The 20,225-nt window shown below is 65.0% G+C and carries 23 protein-coding genes, 1 tRNA gene and 1 pseudogene; 12 read left to right on the top strand and 13 right to left on the bottom strand.

The window, feature by feature from the left end:
• Nucleotides 1-152 precede the first annotated feature (152 nt).
• Genes ssb through WFH23_RS02075 form a run of 5 tightly spaced genes read left to right on the top strand, consistent with a single transcriptional unit; the run spans nucleotide 153 to nucleotide 3,636 of the window.
• A complete protein-coding gene (gene ssb / locus WFH23_RS02090) occupies nucleotides 153-1,676 on the top strand; it encodes a single-stranded DNA-binding protein (RefSeq protein WP_336661431.1) in 1,524 nt (507 codons plus the stop codon).
• Nucleotides 1,660-2,022: an FDXHR family putative zinc-binding protein gene (locus WFH23_RS14090; protein ID WP_442918670.1), complete on the top strand. Its 363-nt coding sequence runs from the start codon at nucleotides 1,660-1,662 to the stop codon at nucleotides 2,020-2,022. Before ssb ends, WFH23_RS14090 begins: the two co-directional genes overlap by 17 nt.
• Nucleotides 2,022-2,267, top strand: coding sequence for a hypothetical protein (locus tag WFH23_RS02085; protein WP_336661430.1), 246 nt, complete (start codon nucleotides 2,022-2,024; stop codon nucleotides 2,265-2,267). Before WFH23_RS14090 ends, WFH23_RS02085 begins: the two co-directional genes overlap by 1 nt.
• Nucleotides 2,264-2,416 carry a hypothetical protein gene (locus WFH23_RS02080; RefSeq protein WP_336661429.1) on the top strand — a complete coding sequence of 51 codons (153 nt, stop codon included), beginning with the start codon at nucleotides 2,264-2,266 and terminating at the stop codon, nucleotides 2,414-2,416. Before WFH23_RS02085 ends, WFH23_RS02080 begins: the two co-directional genes overlap by 4 nt.
• Nucleotides 2,413-3,636 (top strand): DNA cytosine methyltransferase, encoded by a 1,224-nt coding sequence (locus WFH23_RS02075; RefSeq protein WP_336661428.1) that lies wholly within the window; start codon nucleotides 2,413-2,415, stop codon nucleotides 3,634-3,636. Before WFH23_RS02080 ends, WFH23_RS02075 begins: the two co-directional genes overlap by 4 nt.
• A 28-nt stretch (nucleotides 3,637-3,664) precedes the next feature.
• Here the strand turns inward: WFH23_RS02075 and WFH23_RS02070 are convergent, their stop codons facing one another.
• The gene (locus WFH23_RS02070) at nucleotides 3,665-4,138 is read right to left on the bottom strand and encodes a hypothetical protein (protein ID WP_336661427.1); all 474 of its coding nucleotides are present in this window, start codon (nucleotides 4,136-4,138) and stop codon (nucleotides 3,665-3,667) included.
• 115 nt (nucleotides 4,139-4,253) lie between these two features.
• Between WFH23_RS02070 and WFH23_RS02065 the strand changes: the two genes are divergently transcribed.
• Nucleotides 4,254-4,394 (top strand): hypothetical protein, encoded by a 141-nt coding sequence (locus tag WFH23_RS02065; RefSeq protein WP_336661426.1) that lies wholly within the window; start codon nucleotides 4,254-4,256, stop codon nucleotides 4,392-4,394.
• A 290-nt stretch (nucleotides 4,395-4,684) separates the two neighbouring features.
• Here the strand turns inward: WFH23_RS02065 and WFH23_RS02060 are convergent, their stop codons facing one another.
• Both WFH23_RS02060 and WFH23_RS02055 read right to left on the bottom strand, forming a co-directional pair.
• Nucleotides 4,685-5,053: a hypothetical protein gene (locus WFH23_RS02060; protein WP_336661425.1), complete on the bottom strand. Its 369-nt coding sequence runs from the start codon at nucleotides 5,051-5,053 to the stop codon at nucleotides 4,685-4,687.
• Between the two features lie 441 nt (nucleotides 5,054-5,494).
• The gene (locus WFH23_RS02055) at nucleotides 5,495-5,989 is read right to left on the bottom strand and encodes a hypothetical protein (RefSeq protein WP_336661424.1); all 495 of its coding nucleotides are present in this window, start codon (nucleotides 5,987-5,989) and stop codon (nucleotides 5,495-5,497) included.
• A 26-nt stretch (nucleotides 5,990-6,015) separates the two neighbouring features.
• On the opposite strand from WFH23_RS02055, the gene WFH23_RS02050 reads away from it, so the two are divergent.
• Entirely contained in the window at nucleotides 6,016-6,618 is a 603-nt protein-coding gene (locus WFH23_RS02050; protein ID WP_336661423.1) for a hypothetical protein, read from the top strand.
• Here WFH23_RS02050 and WFH23_RS02045 read toward each other — a convergent pair.
• Nucleotides 6,597-7,247: a hypothetical protein gene (locus WFH23_RS02045; RefSeq protein ID WP_336661422.1), complete on the bottom strand. Its 651-nt coding sequence runs from the start codon at nucleotides 7,245-7,247 to the stop codon at nucleotides 6,597-6,599. The genes WFH23_RS02050 and WFH23_RS02045 overlap by 22 nt on opposite strands.
• Nucleotides 7,248-7,618: 371 nt before the next feature.
• Nucleotides 7,619-7,951 carry a hypothetical protein gene (locus tag WFH23_RS02040; RefSeq protein WP_336661421.1) on the bottom strand — a complete coding sequence of 111 codons (333 nt, stop codon included), beginning with the start codon at nucleotides 7,949-7,951 and terminating at the stop codon, nucleotides 7,619-7,621.
• A 46-nt stretch (nucleotides 7,952-7,997) separates the two neighbouring features.
• Between WFH23_RS02040 and WFH23_RS02035 the strand changes: the two genes are divergently transcribed.
• The 3 genes and pseudogenes from WFH23_RS02035 (at nucleotide 7,998) to WFH23_RS02030 (ending at nucleotide 9,080) form a co-directional block, all read left to right on the top strand.
• Complete coding sequence (locus tag WFH23_RS02035) at nucleotides 7,998-8,465, top strand: hypothetical protein (RefSeq protein WP_336661420.1); 468 nt, start codon at nucleotides 7,998-8,000, stop codon at nucleotides 8,463-8,465.
• A 99-nt stretch (nucleotides 8,466-8,564) separates the two neighbouring features.
• A pseudogene (locus WFH23_RS14085) lies at nucleotides 8,565-8,684 on the top strand (helix-turn-helix domain-containing protein); the annotation flags it as partial.
• Entirely contained in the window at nucleotides 8,685-9,080 is a 396-nt protein-coding gene (locus WFH23_RS02030; RefSeq protein WP_336661419.1) for a hypothetical protein, read from the top strand.
• Between the two features lie 39 nt (nucleotides 9,081-9,119).
• Here the strand turns inward: WFH23_RS02030 and WFH23_RS02025 are convergent, their stop codons facing one another.
• Nucleotides 9,120-9,839 (bottom strand): hypothetical protein, encoded by a 720-nt coding sequence (locus WFH23_RS02025; RefSeq protein WP_336661418.1) that lies wholly within the window; start codon nucleotides 9,837-9,839, stop codon nucleotides 9,120-9,122.
• A gap of 30 nt (nucleotides 9,840-9,869) precedes the next feature.
• Between WFH23_RS02025 and WFH23_RS02020 the strand changes: the two genes are divergently transcribed.
• The gene (locus WFH23_RS02020; RefSeq protein ID WP_336661417.1) at nucleotides 9,870-10,376 is read left to right on the top strand and encodes a terminase large subunit domain-containing protein; all 507 of its coding nucleotides are present in this window, start codon (nucleotides 9,870-9,872) and stop codon (nucleotides 10,374-10,376) included.
• Nucleotides 10,377-10,667: 291 nt separating this feature from the next.
• Here the strand turns inward: WFH23_RS02020 and WFH23_RS02015 are convergent.
• Nucleotides 10,668-10,741, bottom strand: a tRNA-Leu gene (locus WFH23_RS02015).
• A 191-nt stretch (nucleotides 10,742-10,932) separates the two neighbouring features.
• The gene (locus WFH23_RS02010) at nucleotides 10,933-12,783 is read right to left on the bottom strand and encodes a phosphoenolpyruvate carboxykinase (GTP) (protein WP_336661416.1); all 1,851 of its coding nucleotides are present in this window, start codon (nucleotides 12,781-12,783) and stop codon (nucleotides 10,933-10,935) included.
• Nucleotides 12,784-12,910: 127 nt separating this feature from the next.
• Between WFH23_RS02010 and WFH23_RS02005 the strand changes: the two genes are divergently transcribed.
• Nucleotides 12,911-14,389 (top strand): helix-turn-helix domain-containing protein, encoded by a 1,479-nt coding sequence (locus WFH23_RS02005; protein ID WP_090147649.1) that lies wholly within the window; start codon nucleotides 12,911-12,913, stop codon nucleotides 14,387-14,389.
• Nucleotides 14,390-14,783: 394 nt separating this feature from the next.
• Here WFH23_RS02005 and WFH23_RS02000 read toward each other — a convergent pair whose 3' ends face one another.
• The 5 genes from WFH23_RS02000 to hisS form a co-directional block, all read right to left on the bottom strand.
• Nucleotides 14,784-16,115, bottom strand: a complete 1,332-nt coding sequence (locus WFH23_RS02000; RefSeq protein WP_200329638.1) for an FAD-dependent oxidoreductase — start codon at nucleotides 16,113-16,115, stop codon at nucleotides 14,784-14,786.
• Nucleotides 16,116-16,238: 123 nt separating this feature from the next.
• Nucleotides 16,239-16,721, bottom strand: a complete 483-nt coding sequence (locus WFH23_RS01995) for a DUF501 domain-containing protein (protein WP_200329640.1) — start codon at nucleotides 16,719-16,721, stop codon at nucleotides 16,239-16,241.
• A complete protein-coding gene (locus WFH23_RS01990) occupies nucleotides 16,718-17,257 on the bottom strand; it encodes an FtsB family cell division protein (protein WP_336661415.1) in 540 nt (179 codons plus the stop codon). The genes WFH23_RS01995 and WFH23_RS01990 overlap by 4 nt, the downstream gene beginning before the upstream one ends.
• Before the next feature lie 29 nt (nucleotides 17,258-17,286).
• Nucleotides 17,287-18,564 (bottom strand): phosphopyruvate hydratase, encoded by a 1,278-nt coding sequence (gene eno / locus WFH23_RS01985; protein ID WP_090147645.1) that lies wholly within the window; start codon nucleotides 18,562-18,564, stop codon nucleotides 17,287-17,289.
• 308 nt (nucleotides 18,565-18,872) lie between these two features.
• The gene (gene hisS, locus WFH23_RS01980) at nucleotides 18,873-20,183 is read right to left on the bottom strand and encodes a histidine--tRNA ligase (RefSeq protein ID WP_336661414.1); all 1,311 of its coding nucleotides are present in this window, start codon (nucleotides 20,181-20,183) and stop codon (nucleotides 18,873-18,875) included.
• Nucleotides 20,184-20,225: the final 42 nt, after the last annotated feature.

Below are 20,225 nucleotides of genomic sequence, written 5' to 3'. Positions count from 1 at the left end.
TCGGGTCGACGAGGTGAAGCGCGGCCGACTCGTCGACGCGACGCTCCTGACGAATCACAGCGGGCCGGACGCACGAGTTCGACGCGGCCTACCCGCACGAGATCAACCGGCTCGGGGCGCGCGGCGTTCAGGCGATGCAATTCGCTGAGATCGTGCGTGACCACGGGGAACGACGGAAGCTGCACGAGTCGGCGATTTCGATCTCATCGCCCGCAGCTTCGGGCATCGCCGAGGGTGACATCGTTGAGAAGGCGGCGGTTATCATCGCCGACCTGCGCGACGGCACGCTTCGCCAGTCGTGCCCCTTCGGGTCGGTGTTCGGTGAGCTCGTCGAGGAGATGAGCACGCGGGCGCCGTTTACGCCGACGCCGTGGGTGTCGCTGAACGCGATGATCGGCGGCATCCGCCCCGGCTCGCTCTACACGGTCGCCGCGCGCTCCGGCGGGGGTAAGTCGATCTTCGGGCTGCAGCTCGCCCTGCACATCGCCGAGCTCGGGAAGCGCGTCGGCTACGTGTCGCTCGAGATGACGGAGACGGATCTGCTCATGCGGCTGATCTCGATGATGCAGGGCATCCACCAGGGCGCGCTGCAGAACCATCAGCTCACGAACGACGGGTGGGAGTCGGTGAAGGCGGCCGAGTCCGCGATCGGCGCGCTCCCGCTCGAGGTGTTCGACCGGGCGGGCACCCGCTGGGAAGACATCGTCGGGTTCGCGAACGCCCTGCACCGCAAGGGCGACCTCGGCCTGATCGTGATCGACTACCTCGGCCTCGTGAAGAGCCCGGCGGAGTCGAAGTCTCGGCAGCAGGATCTCGAGGACTGGGCGAACGCGGGCAAACAGCTCGCGAAGCAACTCGGCTGCTCGGTGCTGATCCTCGAGCAACTCAACCGCAATATGACGAACCGCCCGAATCCGCGCCCGATCATCTCAAACCTGCGTGGGTCCGCCGGCCTCGAACATGCCTCTGACGCGGTGGTGCTCATGCACCGCGGCGAGAAGAAGCACCAGGGCCGAGTCATCAAGACCTCGGACGTCGATTTCATCGTCGCGAAGAACCGGCAGGGCGAGTCGGGCACGCGCACGCTCCGGTTCGAGGGGCAGTACGCACGCATCACTCAGAAAGCACACGAAGACACGGCTCTGATCGAGTCGGGAGAGGTATATATCATGGCCGGAGAGCCGATTGTCACCGTAGTTGGAAACCTCGTCGCAGACCCCGAACCGCGAGTGTCCCAGGCGGGCAAGTCGTGGGTCACGTTCCGCATCGCGTCAACCCCGCGAGTACGCGATCGCCAGTCGGGCGACTGGGCGGACGGGGAAGCGTTGTGGCTCGGGTGCCGCGCGTACGGCGAGTACGCCGACAACATCGCCGCGTCGCTCACGAAGGGCATGCGCGTGATCGTGCAGGGCCGCCTCACGCAACGCTCGTACACCGGCAACCAGGGGCAGCAGCGCACGAGCCTCGACCTCGAAGTCGAAGAGGTCGGCCCCTCGCTCCGCTTCGCGACCGCCGCGGTCTCGCGCGCCGGCAGCGGCCCCGCAGGTGGCGGGTACGCGAAGACCGGGAACGGGTCGCAGCCCGCCTACGGGCAGACCGAGGGCGGCGGGTACGCGCAGGGACAACCCGCATGGGGACAGTCGGCGGGAGGCTTCGACGATGAGCAGCCCTTCTAAACCCGAGACCGCACAGACAGGCGCGGTAGCGCTGGAAGGCCCGGAAATCTCGGATACGTCAGCGTTCCGGGCAGGTTCTGACCACGACACCACGCACGGGGAATGCGGGAAGACGTGGCGGCAGCGCGGAAACCGCACCGGGCACTGCTCCGGCTGCCACGAGACGTTCGAGGGCGAGGCCCTGTTCGATGCACACCGCACCACCCTCCCCGACGGCTCACGCGGATGCCTCGACCCAAACGAGATGAAGTTCCGAGGCATCACTCCCCGACTTGAAAACGGCTCCTGGCGGGGGCCGAAGATGAGCGCCGCAGCACGCGACGCATACCGGAAGGACGGCCAGTAATGGCTATCAGAGAACAGATCACGATCGACATCGCGACCGTCGACATGAACGACGAGTACCGCGTCGAACTGACGCAGCTCAGGCCCGCGCAGGACTACTCCCCCGAGCAGGCCCGCGCTCTCGGCGCCGAGCTGCAGCAGATCGCTGCGCTCGCCGAGCAGGCGCTCAAGCACGACGAGGCCGAACGGTTCGAGCGCATGCGCGACGCGACGCCGCGCGCCGTCACCGGAGAGGCCGTGCTGTGAGCACCGCGACGACCCGCACCTGCATGCAGGCACCCATCGAACGCGGCGCCTACTGCGGGCGCCCCGGCGCGACCATCGTCGCGGCGACCGCCGCGACGTGCACGAACTGCAAGGCCGCGTTCCGCGCCGACGAGAGGACAGCGAAGTGAACCCCGTCACCGCGCTCGACGTGTTCGCCGGCGTCGGATGGGGCGTCGCCTGCGAATGGCTCGGAGTCCGCGAGTACGGCGTCGAGATCGCGAAGTCGGCGATCCGCCTCCGCACCGCGAACGGGATGCGCACGATCTACCGCGACGTGTGGTCGGGCCTGTCCCACGAGCACCTGGTGCCCGAGCACGACCTCTACATCGCGTCGCCGCCCTGCCAAACGTTCAGCATGGCGGGAAAGGGTGAGGGCCGGAAGGCGCTCGACGACGTACTCGACGCGATCGCGGCCGACCTGTACCGGCACCCGGCCGACCTCGAGCGTCTCGAAGACCGCGTAGACCCGCGCACCGCCCTCGTGCTCACCCCGCTTGCGCACATCTTCCGGCACCGGCCGCGCCTTGTCGCGCTCGAGCAGGTACCCGAGGTGCTGCCGGTCTGGCACGCGTACGCCGCCGTGCTGCGCAGCTTCGGCTACTCGGTGTGGACCGGGATCATGCGCGCCGAGCAGTACGGCGTACCTCAGACCCGGAAGCGCGCGATCCTCATGGCTCGCCTCGACGGCAAGGTGCAACCGCCCGCACCGACGCACTCCCGCTACTACTACACCGACTCGGGCCGACTCGATCCGGGCGTTGAGAAGTGGGTGAGCATGGCCGAGGCGCTCGGCTTCGGACTCGCATCACGGCCGTCGCCGACGATCACGGGCGGCGGAACCGAGACTGGTGGCGCCGAACCGATCGCGAAGCTCGCACGCTACACCGAGAGCGACGACTGGGTGCTGCGCTCGCAATACGGTGCCGGCGGCGACCCGAACGAGCGCGGAGAGCGGCCAGTGCACCACCCCGCGTCGACCATCACGAGTAAAGCGGGGAGCATGAAGTGGTTCATCGGAAATCAACGCCCGGGTGGCGGTAATTTCTATCAAGAGCGGTCGACGAACCATCCTGCGCCTACGATCACCTCGGTCGCGAACAAGGGCGGACTCTCCAACGAACCTCGCGTCTCGTCGTTGGAAGGTTTGCAGCGACTGACTCACCTCGAGGCAGCTGCCCTGCAGTCGTTCCCGCGGGACATCGTCTGGCCCGGCAACCAGGGCGAGAAGTTCCTCGCGATCGGGAACGCGGTCCCGCCGCTCATGGCTGCCGCGATCCTCGGCGCTCTCCTCGCCCGGCCCGCCGAGCGCGACGCGTGGGATAACGTCTTCGCGGCGGTGGCCGGATGAACCGTATCGTGCAGGTGTTGACCCCTGTCTACTGGGTGTTGGGAACGTTCTCAGAGAGAAGCTTCACAAACCGCTGGTTGCACTTCTCTCTGGCATCTTTTCCCGCAAGCTGGCCTCGGTACCACTCCTGCAGAGTCTTCTGTACTGCGGTCAGCATGAGTCGCGCTTCGTCTTTGGATAGAGAATTCACCATCGTCGACGTGATCGCCTCGATGTCAGAGTCCTTATCGGCAAGCTGTAACACGATTTTTGCGCTGATGACCCCGGCGGCAGCCTGGTACGGCCCCAGAGGTTCCTTCCTTGCGCGTGGACCGAACGAGTCGGAGCATGCCTTCAAGAATTCCGCGATGTCCTCGGCCAACTGTGTTCGACGCGCGCGTTCGAGATCTCGCTTATGTGATTGGCGTGCCCCGAATGTCGCGGCGAGAGCGCCGATTGCAGCCGCCCACAGCGGTGTTGTGACATCAAAAAACGCGAGTATCGCGGGCCACACAGAGTCCATCCACGAACTATATATGGCCCCGGAACAGTCCCGGCTCTCCACAACGGATTTGAGCGCTCTCGCCCGGCTCGGTGTCCCCCGAACATCACTCGACCTCCCGAAGGAGAACACCACCATGACGAGCCAGGAGACAACGGACCCACGAGCGCTCTCGCAGGCCGAGCTGGACGAGTACCTCGATCGCCTCGTGGACGAGGGCAAGGAAGATACCGCGGAGTTTCACCGCGCCTACGCAGTCTGGGAGGACATCGCATGACGAACCAGAAGACGAACCGGTCGTCGCTACTTTCTGTTGCGCAATGCGCGGAGGAGCGCGATCAGACCCATGGTCATACCAGCAATGACGAACACCCCGGTAATGATCGAGAAGACAGGATCCATGGTGACATGGTAGCCAAGGGTGCCTCAGCGCCTGCGCCCACCAATCCAGCGGACGAGCGCCACGATGGCGAGGAGGCCGAGGCCGAGGCCGAGTCCGAGGATCATGCAGCAACGCTGACAGGCGATGAGAACCGAGAGGGTGTCCGACAGCTCACGTCGACGTCTTCAACGTCGTTGTCTTTGCCAAACGTTTCTGGCCGTGATGAAGACGATCGCCCCGAATATGGATTGGGTAATCACGCCGAAGAGGGTCAGCCCGCCAATGGCGAAGAAAACGCTCCAGTTCACGGTGAGATCGGCAACCATCACCAGGACGGCTATCGGAACCGCAGCCCGCGATCGCAAGATGAGAAGGACCACAACGAGAGGATCGAGCACGGTGAGCGAGATCCAAAACCATCTCACGGGCATCGGAAACCCGGCGTAAACGTTGAGCCCGCCGGCCACCAGATCGATAGCATGCGTGATCGTTCCGACGGTGAAGCCGATAACCCACACAGCGACGATCAGTCCGGTTCTGGTGGTGATCTGCACGCCGCAAGTGTATGTGCTGTGGAGGCCACGCCGGACCATGTAAAGCGCGAATTGCTCGGTAACCCGGGGGGCGCTCTCGCCGGCCCGGTCGCAGCGGGCAACGGCCACGAGAAGCTGATCGCGCAGGCGAACGAGTTTCGGGGCTCCGGCGAACGAGTTTCGGGGCTCCGGCGAACAGTACGTCGATCTGATTATCGAGCTGGGCGACGCTCTTGCTGCCGCGGTCGAGGTAGACAAAGCGACCGGCAACATAGCAAATATTGACGTTGAATATGGCCTCGCTCTCGACTCCGAGTCGCTCGATCCCGTGGTGGCCGTATCCAACGACGAGGCCGACCCTGCCGAATTGCAGCAGTGGGTAGCGGGCAGCGTCGTCGTGGAACGCACAGTGACTCGCTCCGAATGGCTGCGAGGTGAGGGGCGATGAATGCCGCTCCTCGATTATCGGCGAGTCGGGATGACCTCTATGGAACGGGCGACAGTCAGCCGGGGCCCGTCTGCATACTCGACCCAGGTGACTTCGAGTACAGCAGACGTTGCGTAGGGATCGTCGTTTCGGAAAACGATCTCCTCACTCTCGCCTTTCCGGATCTCCCGCCATCGCAACGCCGATTCAATCTGCACAAACCCGGTGCGCTCGACCGCGTCGACAGAGTAGGCGTTCCCTGGCCCCTCGTTTATGAGCATGTATTTGCCCTCTACCCGCTTGAGCACGAAATTGGCGGGGTCATGAGTGACAGGAGCGGTTTGACGTTTCGCGGCCTCTGTTTTCAATCGCTCTTCAAGATCCGTTTCGAAGCTTCGAAATGCGGTCTCGACATCTTCCGCTTTTTGCCTCGCACTAGCGGCGTAGACCCAAGCGCCAACTCCGACCACGAGACCTGCAACTCCGAGGAGAAGCCCGACCCAAGAATCCCATCCGATATCCCACCACATAGACCGAATCTACCGAGGAGCAATGCATGAGCACCACTGAGCACACGTGGTCGGGCTCGTTCAAGTGGCACCTTGAGCAAGTGCCGTTCCAGCTGCTGCACATGCGCGCGCTCGCGGAGTCCACGCTCGCCGCGCAGGACACCACCGCTGTGCGCGTCTCAGGGGGCAGCGAGAAGGCACGACTCCCCTACCGCGTCGCTCCCGCGGATGATGCCGACCTGCTCTACGCGACGCTCGTCATCTTCGGGCGTGAGGTCGCGGAGAAGATCGGCGGGTCCTCCCCGAAGCCGCTCCGCACCCGCATGTGGACCGGACGCGACGAACCCCAAGGACTCCCCGTCTGCACCCCACAGGATGCGATGGGGCTCGCTGCGGAAATCTGCCGGTGGCTCATCGCCTGCACGCACCAGATCGCGCACGACGAAACCCTGCACGACGCCCCCGAGTCACTGATCGAACTCATCCGGGACATACGGCGCCGGTACCCGCAGGCAGCACCGAAGTTTCAGGCGTACCGACCCCGGCCGTGCCCGACATGCGGCGAGCGCACCATTAGACCGCTTTGGGGAGTCTCTGGCCTCACTGGAGCCGTATGCGACGGTTGTGGTCAGTTTTGGTCCGCTGGATGAGTAGTGCCACCGTGATCGCGGATGAAACAGTAGACACAGTCTCGGTGACGGTCTGCCGCGATCACGCGAAGTTTCTTCTCTCGCGCTCGAAATGCATCTTGCAAACTGCCCTTATCACGGTAGATCTTTTCGAAGACTCCTGCTGCCAAATCGTTGAAACTCGACCAATAAACGAGGGCAATGTCGATGCTTTCCCCTGAATCTCGATGGTGTGCCCTCCGAACGACCTTGGCAATGTCGTGTACAAGGCCCGACGTACTGATCACGAGACGACTAATTTCCGTGGTCTCAACCAGCAGATCAACCTTAGGTTCTTCGCCCGGGAAGTGCTCTTTGAGCATCTCGGGGTGTTCACGTTTCAAATGATTGAAATCGTCAACTGCCTGTCGGCGCGGGATGCCTTCCTGGGACACCCATTTCATGAAATCGACTACTGCTTCTTGAGTGCGTTCTTCATCCGCCTTCTTCCGAGACAAACGGTAGACGATCCAGCTTCCGAGGAAAGCGAAGAGGGCGCCGACGATCGTGGCGAGAAGCGTCTCCCAGAAGGACCCTGCCGGCGAACTTTGAACCGTAACGACTACCTCATCAGCTCGATTTTGCGACAGCGCGATTGCTAGAAGGCTCATGAAAAATGAATCTATCCCACAGTCGTGGCTAACCTATTCAGAAGCCGCGAGGAGAGTACACCGTTCTCGGCGCACACTGAAACGGTGGCGCCGAGAAGGGATGGCGATGACTTTCGACGAGTGGGGGCGCCGCATCGTCGAGGAGCGTGTCCTGCTCGCCGAGTATCGAAAACGTCTCGCAGCGGATCCTATACACCAGCAGCGAATTCGCTCCCTGAAACGCGACACGCCAGCAGACGAGCTACTTGACCTGTTGTCGGTGTCACCCCCTACATTGATGGTTGAGTAAGTGGGCGGGAACGCGAAAGCGACCGGCCCTTTCTCATTCCCTACGTAGTAAGTGCGCGCCTTGCATCCCGCGAGCCGCGCACTTACTGCGTCAGTAACTCCTCGAGCCTCACGAGAAGAACGACGGCAGTCGCTGTCACTGCCCCTGCCGTAACCGTGCGCGCCGCAATATTCACCTTGTCCTGCCATGAGCGCTTGCCTTCAATAAGGACAGTCCTCGCGTGAAGTTTGGTGACGAGGTGAGCAAGTACGTCATCGAGCTTCGTCGCCGTCAGTGAAGCGGGATCGAGATTCCCCCGCGCCCCTGCGAGACGCTCGATCCTTCGCGAAAGTTCGCGATCCGAGATGACCTGCACGACCAGAGCGATGAGGGCCACGCCGCCTGTGATCATCGCCCCGATGATTATTCCGTCCATGAGAAACGACACTACCGCGGCCGACAGCTGCCGCTATCTTGGATCCATGACCTCAGAGGCCCCCGTTCAAGAGCCACCAACTCCCCCCGCAAAGCCGGGGAAGAATAAGGCTCTGATCATCACGGTCGCGATCATCGGCACCCTCGCGATCATCGCCGCAATCACACTCGTGATCATCGGCGTCCTCAATGACCAGCACGACCGCGCAGAGTCCGACCGCCGGCAGTTCTTCCTCAGTGCCCGAAGCGCATGCGACATCGCACCGTCTGACACCGAAGTGATCGACGACTACAACACCATCGTGTTCGAACGCGTCACCAAGTACGACGGAGCCACAAGCGAGCAAGTCTTCTGCTTCCTCAACGACATCGGCGCCCCCGAGTCACTCGCCACCAAGATCGAGAACACCCGCTCACTCGACGGAACCCGCGACCAAACCTGGAACGGCTTCCGCGCCGAATGGACCTACCACCCAGACGACGGACTCTACCTACTCGTAGAACGCACCCAGTAACACCCACACCCACCAAGGGCCCGCATCCACACCGGATGACGGGCCCTTTCTCATGCCCGCACCACACACCGGGCACCGTGAACGGGAGGACACCCGAACATGGCCCACAACGCCGCCCGACCAGACGCCCAGCAAACGCGCGCCCGCGTCGCCGACCTTCACACTCAGGGGCTTTCTCGGAACGCGATTGCTCGGGAGATCGGGTGCTCGCCGTCGACGGTGTCAAAGCACGCGAAGTTGCTCGGGCTGTCGTTCGATCGCACGGCTACGGCGGCGGCCGTCGCGGCGCAGACGGTTGATCTCGCGTCGCGCCGTGCGGCTCTGGTCGATCGGATGATGAAGCTCGCCGAGGACACACTGGATGAGATCGAGGGTGGCGAGATCGAGCAGGTCGCGATCACGCAGCGCGGCGACGTCGTGCGCACTACGCGGAAACCTGACATGACTGATCGGCGCAACGGCGTGACGATCTCGGGCATCGCTGTGGACAAGGCGACGAAGCTGCTCGACCGCGATTCCGGTCTTGAGACGGCGACGTCGACGCTTGACGCTCTCGAGGCTGCGGTCGGAGCGGCTGCACGCACGCTGCTCGACGGCGATCAGACCACCGACTGACTTTGGGCGACGGCTAGTCGCCCCGCTATACACGTGAATCTATTTGCTGAGAGCTCGCAGCAGAGCGCGGTGAAACTCTTCATTCTTCTGATTACTCCGACGAGCTTGCAGAGCGAGGATATCTAGAGGGGCTTCATAGATCGAGGACACCGCCCAGGGCTCTAAGTCGAGTACTTGTACCTCCTCGAAATGCCCGTCCGTGTCCGTTTGCGGCCAGTACTTGACCTGAACTTCGTACCGCTGAGGAAGGTTGGTGTCGTCCGCCATCATTCCGCTGGTCGTATCGAGAACGTAGACGAGCTTCTGACCAGGGGCGAGGTAATGGAACACGTAGTTGCCTGAAAACTTCTCTTGAAGAGCCCCAATGACTGGATCCGGTTGCCCCTCCGGCACGCCGTCACCGCTCGTTTGGAGTTCAGGTGTCGAACGCAGAGTCATATTTCGGGCGGCCGTGCGCCCCACATTTTCGATGACTAGCAGAACAAAACCACTAGCGGCAGTCGCTGTCGGGCTACTCGGGATTGCCGCTTGTAGTTCAAAACGCACGATTACGTAAGGTCTGGTTGTTGCGATCTCAGCTTCGGCCGCACGCTGGTTGCTTTCGCTTGCGCGGTCGTTCGCATCCCGCATCGCCCTCAGCTGGCCGTAGGCAGCGATACCAGCCCACACGGCCGCTATCAACGTCGCCGCTGATAACAATGCCTGCCATTCCTCAGGGTTCGGGGCAAACCCCCAGTGCCACCACTTGCTCGCGTACATGGAAGTCAAAGCTACCGGGAGGTTCGGACAATGCCGATAGGCACCCAACCCCTCAATGGTGTCTTCTCCCCGAGACAGATCCGATTCCTCGGCACCTGGGCGAAGGGCCCGAAGCACACGATCCTCTCCGGCGCCGTCTCCGCCGGTAAGACGTTCATCAGCCTGTGGGCGCTGCTCATGTACATCAAGTACATCCCGACCTCCGGGCAGATCATCCTCATCGGGCGCACGCTCGGCACGCTCAACACGAATGTGATGCAGCTGCTCATGTCCGAGCAGATCTTCGGCCGCATCGCGCAGCAGGTGAGGTACACGCCGGACGCGAAGACCGCGACCATTCTGGGCCGCACCGTCTACCTGTACGGGGCTGGCGACGCGAACGCCGAAACGAAGATCCGCGGCATGACCGTCGCATTCGCGTACGTCGACGAAGCAACGCTGCTGCCCGAAGCGTTCTGGAACATGCTCGTCACCCGTCTGCGCGTGCCCGGTGCTCGGCTGCTCGCCACCACGAACCCCGGCTCGCAGAACCACTGATTCCATTTCAGCACGAGGAACCGCGCTTCGCCTCCCGTGTCGGTGATGCGGGTGACGATCGCGGTCGGGTGATCGGTCGCGTTGCGCATGATCGCCCACGTGTCGGCATCGAGCCAGATCGGTGCAGGTCTGGTCAGGCGCAGAATCGTACGCTCGCGCACCGACAATCTTTCGTGGCCGCGGATGCCATGCTGTCCCAGTGCTGTCCGCACCCCTGTTGGAGCGCGTTCTCGTGCAACGAAAAAGGCCCCTACTTCCGCGCAATTCTGCGGAAGTAGGGACCAATTTTCGTCCCCCCACAGGGATTCGAACCCTGACTGTGCCGATTTTAAGTCGGCTGCCTCTGCCAGTTGGGCTATGGGGGGCCGTTCGATTCTCGCAGATCGCGGCCGTGTGGTGAGCCAGGCTGACACTCGGCGCCTGATGCGCACCGATGGCCGCGAAGGGTGACGAGCACGCGAACACGAACGCGAACAGAAAAGAGTAAGCCCCGCCATTGGGCAGAACGGCGGGGCCTACGGTCTATGGGGCGTCAGCGGTCACCGACGCGGCGCGATCACGCGGCGCCGAGGCGCTGGCGCAAACCTTCGAGCTGTCCGCTCAGCGCAGCCGGCAGACGATCGCCGAACTGAGCGAAGAACTCCTCCGTCAGATCGGCTTCCGCGAGCCACGATGCCGGATCGATCGAGAACAGTTCGGCGAGATCGCTCTCGGGCACCTCGATGCCGTCGAGGTTGAGCTCACCGTCGGCGGGAATGGTGCCGACCGCGGTCTCGTGCCCTTCGACGGAGCCTTCGACACTGCGGATGATCCAGTCGATCACGCGCGAGTTCTCCCCGAAGCCGGGCCACAGGAACCGACCGTCGGCGCCCTTGCGGAACCAGTTGACCTGGAAGATCTTAGGCGCCTGGTCACCGAGGGTGCGGCCCATGTCGAGCCAGTGTCCCCAGTAGTCAGCCATGTTGTATCCGCAGAACGGCAGCATCGCGAAGGGATCGCGTCGCAGTTCGCCGACCGTTCCCTCCTGGGCTGCGGTCTTCTCGGAGGAGATCGTGGCCCCGACGAAGACGCCGTGCTCCCAGGAGAGCGACCGAGCCACGAGGGGCACGTTCGTCGCGCGACGCCCGCCGAAGAGGATCGCGTCGAGAGGAACGCCGTTCTGCTCGTACCATTCCTGAGCCAGCGTCGGGGTCTGTTGGATCGGCACGGTGAAGCGCGAGTTCGGGTGCGCCGCAACGCGGCCGCTCTCGGGGGTCCACTCATTGCCCTGCCAGTCGATCAGGTGAGCGGGAACCTCGTCCGTCTTGCCCTCCCACCAGACGTCGCCGTCGTCGGTGAGCGCGACGTTCGTGAAGATCGTGTTTCCCCACAGGGTCTCGACCGCGACCGGGTTCGTCGATTCCCCCGTACCCGGGGCGACACCGAAGAAGCCGGCTTCCGGGTTGATGGCGTAAAGGCGCCCGTCGGTGCCGGGGCGCAGCCAGGCGATGTCGTCGCCGATGGTCTCGACCTTCCACCCCGGAATGGTCGGCTGGAGCATCGCGAGGTTCGTCTTGCCGCAGGCCGAGGGGAACGCTGCGGAGAGGTGGTACGACTTGCCGCTCTCGGTGTTCGTGAGCTTCAGCAGGAGCATGTGCTCGGCCAGCCAGCCCTCGTTGCGACCCATCACGCTGGCGATGCGCAGGGCGAAGCACTTCTTGGAGAGCAGGGCGTTTCCGCCGTATCCCGACCCGTACGACCAGACCTCGAGGGTCTCGGGGAAGTGGGTGATGTACTTGGTCTCGTTGCAGGGCCAAGCATCATCGCTCTGGCCGGGCTCGAGCGGAGCACCAACGGAGTGCACCGTGCGCACCCATTCGCTCCCGGGCAGAATGCCGTCGAGAGCCGACTGCCCCATGCGGGTCATGATCCGCATGTTCAGCACCGCGTACGGCGAATCGGTGATCTCGATGCCGAGCTGCGTGATGGCGCCGCCCACCGGACCCATCGAGAACGGAACGACGTACATGGTGCGGCCCCGCATGGATCCCTTGAAGCGGGGCATGAGCTCGGCCTTCATCTCATCCGGAGCCATCCAGTTGTTCGTCGGCCCGGCGTCCGCTTCGTCGACGGAGCAGATGAAGGTGCGGTCTTCCACACGGGCGACGTCATCGGGGTGCGAACGGGCGAGGAAGCTCCCGGGCCGCAGATTCTTGTTGAGCGGGATCAGCGTTCCGGCTTCCACCATTTCAGTGGTGATGCGGTTCCACTCGGCCTGCGAACCATCGCACCAGACGACCTCGTCGGGTTCCGTGAGCTCAGCGACCTCGGTCACCCATGCGAGCACTTCTTCATTGCTCGTGGTCGCGCCGTCGCGAACGATCTCAGCGAAGGTCAGCTCGGTCTCAATGGTCTGCGTGAGTGCCATGTCGTTCTCCTCGGAGTTCCCGCCGCCGGGTGAAGAAGCGGCGACATCTCCATTGTGAATGGGGTGTTCACGTCGCATTCACTCTTTTGGCTGGAAAATTTGGCCATTTTTGACGTATAGTCAAGAGATGAACGCTGAGCCAGTCCCAGTGACCGCCGGATTCGACGAGGCCGAACTCGATCGCCTGATTCTTGGAAAGCGGATCAGACACTTCCGCACCCAGGCGGGCCTCACCCTCGAGCAGCTCGGTGAGCGCGTGGGCGTCGTCGCGAGCCAGCTCTCCCTCATCGAGAACGGCCGGCGGGAACCCCGGCTCGGGCTCCTGCAGAGCGTCTCCCGCGAACTGGGCATCGAAGTCGCAGAGCTCCTCAAACGCGAGGCTCCGGATCGCCGCAGCACGTGGGAGGTCGAGCTCGAACGCGCGCAGGCCGCTCCCACATATACCCGCCTCGGGCTCCCCCACGTGCGCACACCCCGCGCCTTGCCGGACGACACGTTGGAGGCCCTCGTCGGACTGCACCGCGAACTCGCCCGGCGATCCCGAGCGGCTGCGACCACGTCAGAGGAGGCCCGGCGCGCGAACACCGCGATCCGCATGCAGATGCAGGCGCGCGACAATTACATTCAGGACATCGAGCTCGTGGCCTCCGACCTGATGCGACGCATCGGTCATTCGCTCGGCGCCGTCACGCACCGCGAGGTCGCCATGCTCGCCGAGCTGCTGGGCTTCGACCTCATCTTCGTCGATGACCTGCCCTCGAACACTCGCAGCATCACCGACCTCGAGAACGGGCGCATCTATCTGCCGCCGGCCTCGATTCCGGGCGGTCACGGCCTGAGGTCGCTGGCACTGCAGGCGATGGCGCACCGCGTGCTCGGCCACTCCGAACCGGCGAGCTACGCGGAGTTTCTGGAGCAACGCCTGCAGATCAACTACTTCGCGGCGGCCTGCCTGATCCCCGAGGCCGGGGCAGTGGAGTTTCTGCAGCAGGCCAAGCGCAATCGCAACCTTGCGATCGAAGATTTCAGAGACGCATTCGGCGTCACGCACGAGGCCGCTTCGCACCGATTCACCAACCTTGCCACGCAGCATCTCGGCCTGCGAGCGCACCACTATCGTGCGGACGGAGCCGGGGCGATCGTGCGCGGCTACCAGAACGATGGCCTGCCGTACCCCGCGGACGACACCGGGTCGATCGAGGGCGAAGTGCTCTGCCACAAGTGGGGTGGCCGCACGTCGTTCAATCGCACGAACCGTACGAGCGAGTTCTACCAGTACACCGACACGCCTGCCGGCACGTTCTGGTCGAGCGTGCAGACCGGGGATGCCGAGCAGGGCCCGTTCGCGATCGCGTGTGGGGTCGCCTTCGATGATGCGAAGTGGTTCCGTGGGCGGGATACGACGGAGCGCCAGGTGTCGACGTGTCCGGATCCGGCGTGCTGCCGCACGCCGAAACCCGAGCTGTTGGCGCGCTGGGAGGGCAAGGCGTGGCCGAGCGCCCGCATGCACGCTCACGTGCTGTCTCCGTTGCCGACGGGAACGTTCCCGGGCGTCGACGACACGGAGATGTACCAGTTCCTGGCGAAGCATGCGCCGGAGGCTTGAGGCGAAAGCGACGCTTTCGCTGCCTCCGGCGCGGGCCCTACAGGGTCCGGAGAATTAGGACGAAAGCTGAGCTTTCGTCTTCTCCGGCCCGGGCACTACGGGGCCCGGAGGCTTGAGGCGAAAGCGACGCTTTCGCTGCCTCCGGCGCGGGCCCTACAGGGCCCGGAGAATTAGGACGAAAGCTGAGCTCTCGTCCTCTCCGGCCCGGGCCCTGCAGGGCCCGGAGGTTTGATGAACCTCCCATTCAGTGCAGTTATCGCCTCGTAAGCGCACTCTTTTGGCGGTTCGTCCGGTTCTCCGGTACTCCCGTCCCGCGCGAGCGCAGAGCACCTGCCCCGTAACGCGAGAACCCCCGCAGCGCGTGCTGCAGGGGTTCTCGTTGTGGAGCGCTCGATCAGGCCTTGGGTCGCGAGGCGAACTCTTCGAAGACCGCCCGCGGCTGCTGCACGGCCTCGATGTTGACCGTGTCGCGTCCGAGGAAGAAATGGCCGACCCATCCGCCGAACACGCGCCACTTGCGCTCCCACGAGGGGATCGCGAGGCCGTGGTAGAAGCGGTGAGCGAGCCACGCGAAGTAGCCCTTCATCGCGAACTTGCCCGACTGGAACACGCCGGTGTTGACGCCGAGGCCGGCGACGGCTCCCATGTTCTTGTGGTTGTACTCTGCGATGCCCTCGCCGCGGAGGTCGGCGACGATGTTCTTCGCGAGCAGCTTGCCCTGGCGAACGGCGTGCTGCGCGTTGGGCACGCAGAAGCCGCCGGGGCCGGGAGTCGCTGAGATGTCGGGGGTCTGCGACGTGTCGCCAGCGGTCCAGGCGCCTTCGAGCGCGACACCGTCTTCCGTGGTGATGCGCAGCGAGGGGCTGCCGATGACGTGCCCGCGGGGGCCGATCGGCAGATCCGTTCCGCGCAGGAACGGGCGAGGCATGACGCCGGCGGTCCAGACGATGAGGTCGGACTCGTAGTTCTCACCGGTCGACAGCTCGATCTTGCCGTCCAGCGCCGAGGCGAGCTGCGTATCGAGGTGGATCTGCACCCCGCGACGCGTCTGATCCTTGACGACCCAGTCGGCGGTCTCCTGCGACACCTCGGGCATGATCCGCCCCATGGCCTCGACCAGGTGGAACACCGTCTCGTCGAACGAGATCTCGGGGTAGCGGCGCAGCAATGCGGTCGCGAACGAACGGAGCTCGGAGATCGTCTCGATGCCCGCGAATCCGCCGCCGACGACGGTGACCGTCAGCAGACGAGCACGCTCGGGGGAACCCTTCGGCAGGGTCGCGGCGCGCTCGAAGTTGCCCACGAGACGATCGCGCACGGCGACCGCTTCTTCGATGGTCTTCATGCCGATCGCGTTGTCGGCGATGCCGGCGATCGGGAAGGTGCGCGAAACCGAACCGGTCGTCACGACGATGTGGTCGTAGGCGAACTCGAACGGTACGCCCACGTTCGGCGTGATGGTCACGCTCTTCGTCGCGTGCGAGATCGCGGTCACCTTACCGGCGATGTTCGCGGTGCTCTCCAGGTGGCGACGGCGCGCCACGACCGCGTGACGCGGCTCGATCGATCCCGAGGCGACCTCGGGAAGGAACGGCAGGTACGCCATGTACGGCAGCGGATCGACGATCGTGACCTCGGCCTCGCCCGCACGAAGCAGCTTCTCGAGCTTCCATGCGGTGTAGAAGCCGGCATAGCCGCCACCAACGATCAGAATCTTCTTCGCCACGAAGCGATCTCCTTGCAGCAATCAGGGTCGGACCCGCACCGCGGGCACAGAAAATAGCGGGCGAAACACCCGCATCGAAAGCTTACCGCGTTTTCTCAGCTCCCGAGAACGCCGATGTGCTCGTCAGCCTGTCCATCCGCTGCGCTCGAGCGCGAGGTCACCGATGGGATTGACCCCCGGCCCGGCAGCGAGAGCGTGGCCCATGAGCGCGTGCAGGCACTTCACCCGTGTCGGCATGCCGCCGGAGCTCACGCCCGCGACTTCCGGTACCTCTCCGACGCTGTCGCGATCCGCGATGAACTGCTCGTGCGCGCGCTGATACTGCTCGCGCACCGCCTCGTCGCTGGCCAGTAGCTCGTTGAACTCGTTCATCACCCCCGCCGCTTCCAGGCGGGATGCGGCCGCGACCGCTTCCGGGTGGCAGAGGTAGTAGAAGGTCGGGAACGGAGACCCGTCGGGAAGCCGGGGCGCGGTGGCGACGACCGCCGGGCTGCCGTCCGACGCGCGCGCCGCAATGCCCACGACTCCGCGCGCTTCGCGCCCGAGTTGCTCGGTCACTGCGGCGATGTCTGCTGCGGTCGGTTCAGGATAGGGCGGGCGGGTCATTGCGGTGTCTCCTCGGCAGGGGCTTCGGGCGATGCGGGATCGACGGATTCAGTCGTCGAGTCAGCGCCGTCGGGTTCGGGTTCGTTCTGGGCGTCAGCGGGCGCTTCCACCGGAGGAGCATCCGTCGTGCCAGCGCTCAAGAACGATGCTGACAGGCTCCGGGCCCAGTTGCTCGGCATGCGGGACAGCTCGGGATCCGGCTCTTCGTCCGACTCGATGGGCATGACGATGTCATCGATGACGTTCAGCTGGGTCTCCCCCGGCATGACGTAGAACAAGCGGTCTCGGGCTTGAGATCGGACGTAGACCGGGTCTTTCCACTTCGCGCGCTCGGCGTCGATCTCGTTGACCGCCTCCTGGCTCTGCCGCACGCTCTCGCGGAGTTCGGCGATCTCGCGCCGCTGCTGCACGAACGTGGAGAGGCTCGGGCTCACGATGACGATTCCGGCGAGCACGAGCACGACGACGACCACGGTGAAGCCGCTGAACCGCAGGCTCGAGGCCCACGTTCCGACATCATCGATCCAGCGCTTCACCGTGTCGTCGTCTTTCAGTGGTGGTCGGGTTACGCGGTGAAGCGCGGGAAGGCCCCGCGACCCGCGTACTTCGCCGCACCGCCGAGCTCTTCCTCGATGCGCAGCAGTTGGTTGTACTTCGCCACGCGCTCGGAGCGGGCCGGCGCACCGGTCTTGATCTGACCGCAGTCGGTCGCGACGGCGAGGTCTGCGATCGTCACGTCCTCGGTCTCACCCGAGCGGTGCGACAGGATCGCCGTGTACCCGGAGCGCTGCGCGAGCTGCACGGCGTCGAGCGTTTCGGTGAGCGTACCGATCTGGTTCACCTTGACGAGCAGCGAGTTGGCCGCGCCCTGGGCGATCCCGTCGGCGAGGCGCTCGGGGTTCGTGACGAAGAGATCGTCGCCCACGAGCTGCACGCGATCGCCGAGTTCGTCGGTGAGGTGCTTCCACCCCTCCCAGTCGTCTTCGGCCAGCGGATCCTCGATCGACACGAGCGGGTACCGCTCGAGCAGGTCGGCGTAGTAGGCCGACATCTCAGCGGCGCTGCGCTGCTGCCCCTCGAAGGTGTAGACGCCGTTCTCGAAGAACTCGGTCGATGCCACGTCGAGCGCTACCGCCACGTCACGGCCCGGTTCGAGCCCGGCGCGCTTGATGGCTTCGACGATGAGGTCGAGCGCGGCGGCATTGTGCGGCAGGTCGGGCGCGAATCCGCCCTCATCGCCGAGCGCGGTTGCGAGGCCCTGCTCCTTGAGCAGCGCCTTCAGCGCGTGGTAGACCTCGACGCCCCAGCGGAGGCCCTCCGAGAACGTCTCGGCGCCGAGGGGCACCGCCATGAATTCCTGGATATCGACGCCCGTGTCGGCGTGAGCGCCGCCGTTGATGATGTTCATGAGCGGCACGGGGAGAGTGCTCGCGTTCGGGCCGCCCAGGTAGCGGTAGAGCGGCAGCTCAGCCGCGGAGGCGGCGGCGTGCGCCACGGCGAGACTCACGCCGAGGATGGCATTCGCCCCGACGCGCTCCTTGTTGGGTGTGCCGTCGATCTCCTTCAGCGTCGCGTCGATGATGCGCTGATCGTCGGCGGCGAGGCCCTCGATCGCGGGCGCGAGCTCGTCGAAGACGGCGTCGACGGCGCGGGTGACGCCCTTGCCGAGGTAGCGATCTTCGCCGTCGCGGAGCTCGTACGCTTCGAATGCTCCGGTCGAAGCGCCCGAGGGAACGGCGGCGCGGCCCACAGAATCGTCGGTCAGGCCGACCTCGACCTCGACGGTCGGGTTGCCACGCGAATCGAGAATCTCTCGGGCGATCACTGCGTCGATAAATGCCACTATGCGCTCCTTGAAGGGGTCGGATGCCGGGTCAAGCAAAGGGTGCGGCGGGCCGTGCCCGCCGCACCCCAGTCTAGGGCACGGCGGCTTGGCGATCCGGGGCGCAAAACGGCCGTCAGCGTGCAGGCGGGCCTGAGCCAGGGCGCTGCATGGCGCGGCGGGGCGGCAGGCGAAGCACCGCCGAGGCGCCAGCCGGATGCAGGCTCCGGGAACGTCCGAGATGCGGCGTCCGTGAGACGTTCAGGCCCGATCCGACCTCACCGACGCTGAATCTCTCACCGAGCACCGCTGTTCGGCGCCGTCCGGACTCAGTCGGCGAGCTGCCTGAACTCCAGTTCGCCGAGATCCGACATCCCTGGCCGCACGTTGGCGACGCGGCTGAAGCCGTCTGCTGCGATCCGCGCGAGCAGCGTCTTCATGTTCTTCTGGCGCTTCTCGAGGCGCACCCGGTGCCCGCGCTCGACGAGCGCGCGCTTCAACGCCAGGAGATCCGCCGGGACCACGTCGACATCGGCGATGAGCGCCACCGCGTCGGGTCCGGTCGGCTCCGGCAGTGCGAGCAGGTCGACGACGCGTTCGAACCCGATGGAGAACCCGACGGCCGGCACGTCCTGCCCCAGGAAACGGCCGACCATGCCGTCGTACCGTCCCCCGCCGCCGACCGAGCTGCCCGACCCGGGGTGCGCCACCTCGAAGATGGTCCCCGTGTAGTACCCCATGCCTCGCACGAGCGTCGGGTCGAAGCGCACGGCGACGCCCTCCGGCAGCCCGCCCTCGAGCGCCTCCCCCAGCGCGGCGAGGCTCGCGACACCGTCCTCAGCAGCCCCATCGGGCAGCACGCCTGCGATGGCTTCACGCGTGAGCGGGATGCCGAAGCCCGCTCCATCCGCGTTCAGTGCCGGCTCGACGCCCGCGAGCACCGCACCGATGCGGTCGGCCGCATCCGGATCGATCTCGCGCAGTTCCTCGACGACGCCACTCGCACCGATCTTGTCGAGCTTGTCAATGGTGATCAGCGCCCGGTCGTGCGTCTCGGCAGCGAAGCCGCAGTGCGCGAGCAGACCGAAGAGGATCCGCCGGTCGTTCACGCGGATGACGCAGTCGGCGAGGCCGAGTGCCGCGAGCGCCTGCGAGGTCGCCGTGATGAGCTCGATCTCCGCGAGCAGCCCGGATTCGCCGATGATGTCGATATCGGCCTGCACGAACTGACGGTAGCGCCCTTTCTGCGGGCGTTCGGCCCGCCAGACCGGGGCGATCTGGATGGAGCGGAACACGGGCGGCAGCTCGGCGCGGTGCGTTGCGAAGAACCGGGTGAGCGGCACCGTGAGGTCGAAACGCAGGCCGAGATCGGCGAGCTGCTCCGCGTCGCCGGCCTCAGCGGCTGCGGCGAGCGCCTCGGGGCGGATGCCGCGCTTCAGGATCGAGAAGCTCAACTTCTCGTTGTCGCCTCCGAGCCCGGCGTGCAGCCGCGCGTAGTCCTCGACCACGGGCGTCTCGATCTCGTCGAAGCCGTGGGAGCGGTAGACGCCCCTGATGATCCCGAGCGCGTGCTCGCGACGCGCCTTGTCGGCGGGAAGGAAATCGCGCATGCCGCGCGGCGGGTTCACGGGTTGGGCCATGGTTCACCATTCTTCCACGGCTCGCACTCGCTCGCCCGCCGC

This window comes from Leucobacter sp. USHLN154 (genome assembly GCF_037145595.1).
Lineage (GTDB): Bacteria > Actinomycetota > Actinomycetes > Actinomycetales > Microbacteriaceae > Leucobacter > Leucobacter alluvii.
The sequence above is the reverse complement of the archived record's forward strand: the minus strand, read 5'-3'. Positions and strand labels throughout refer to the sequence as shown.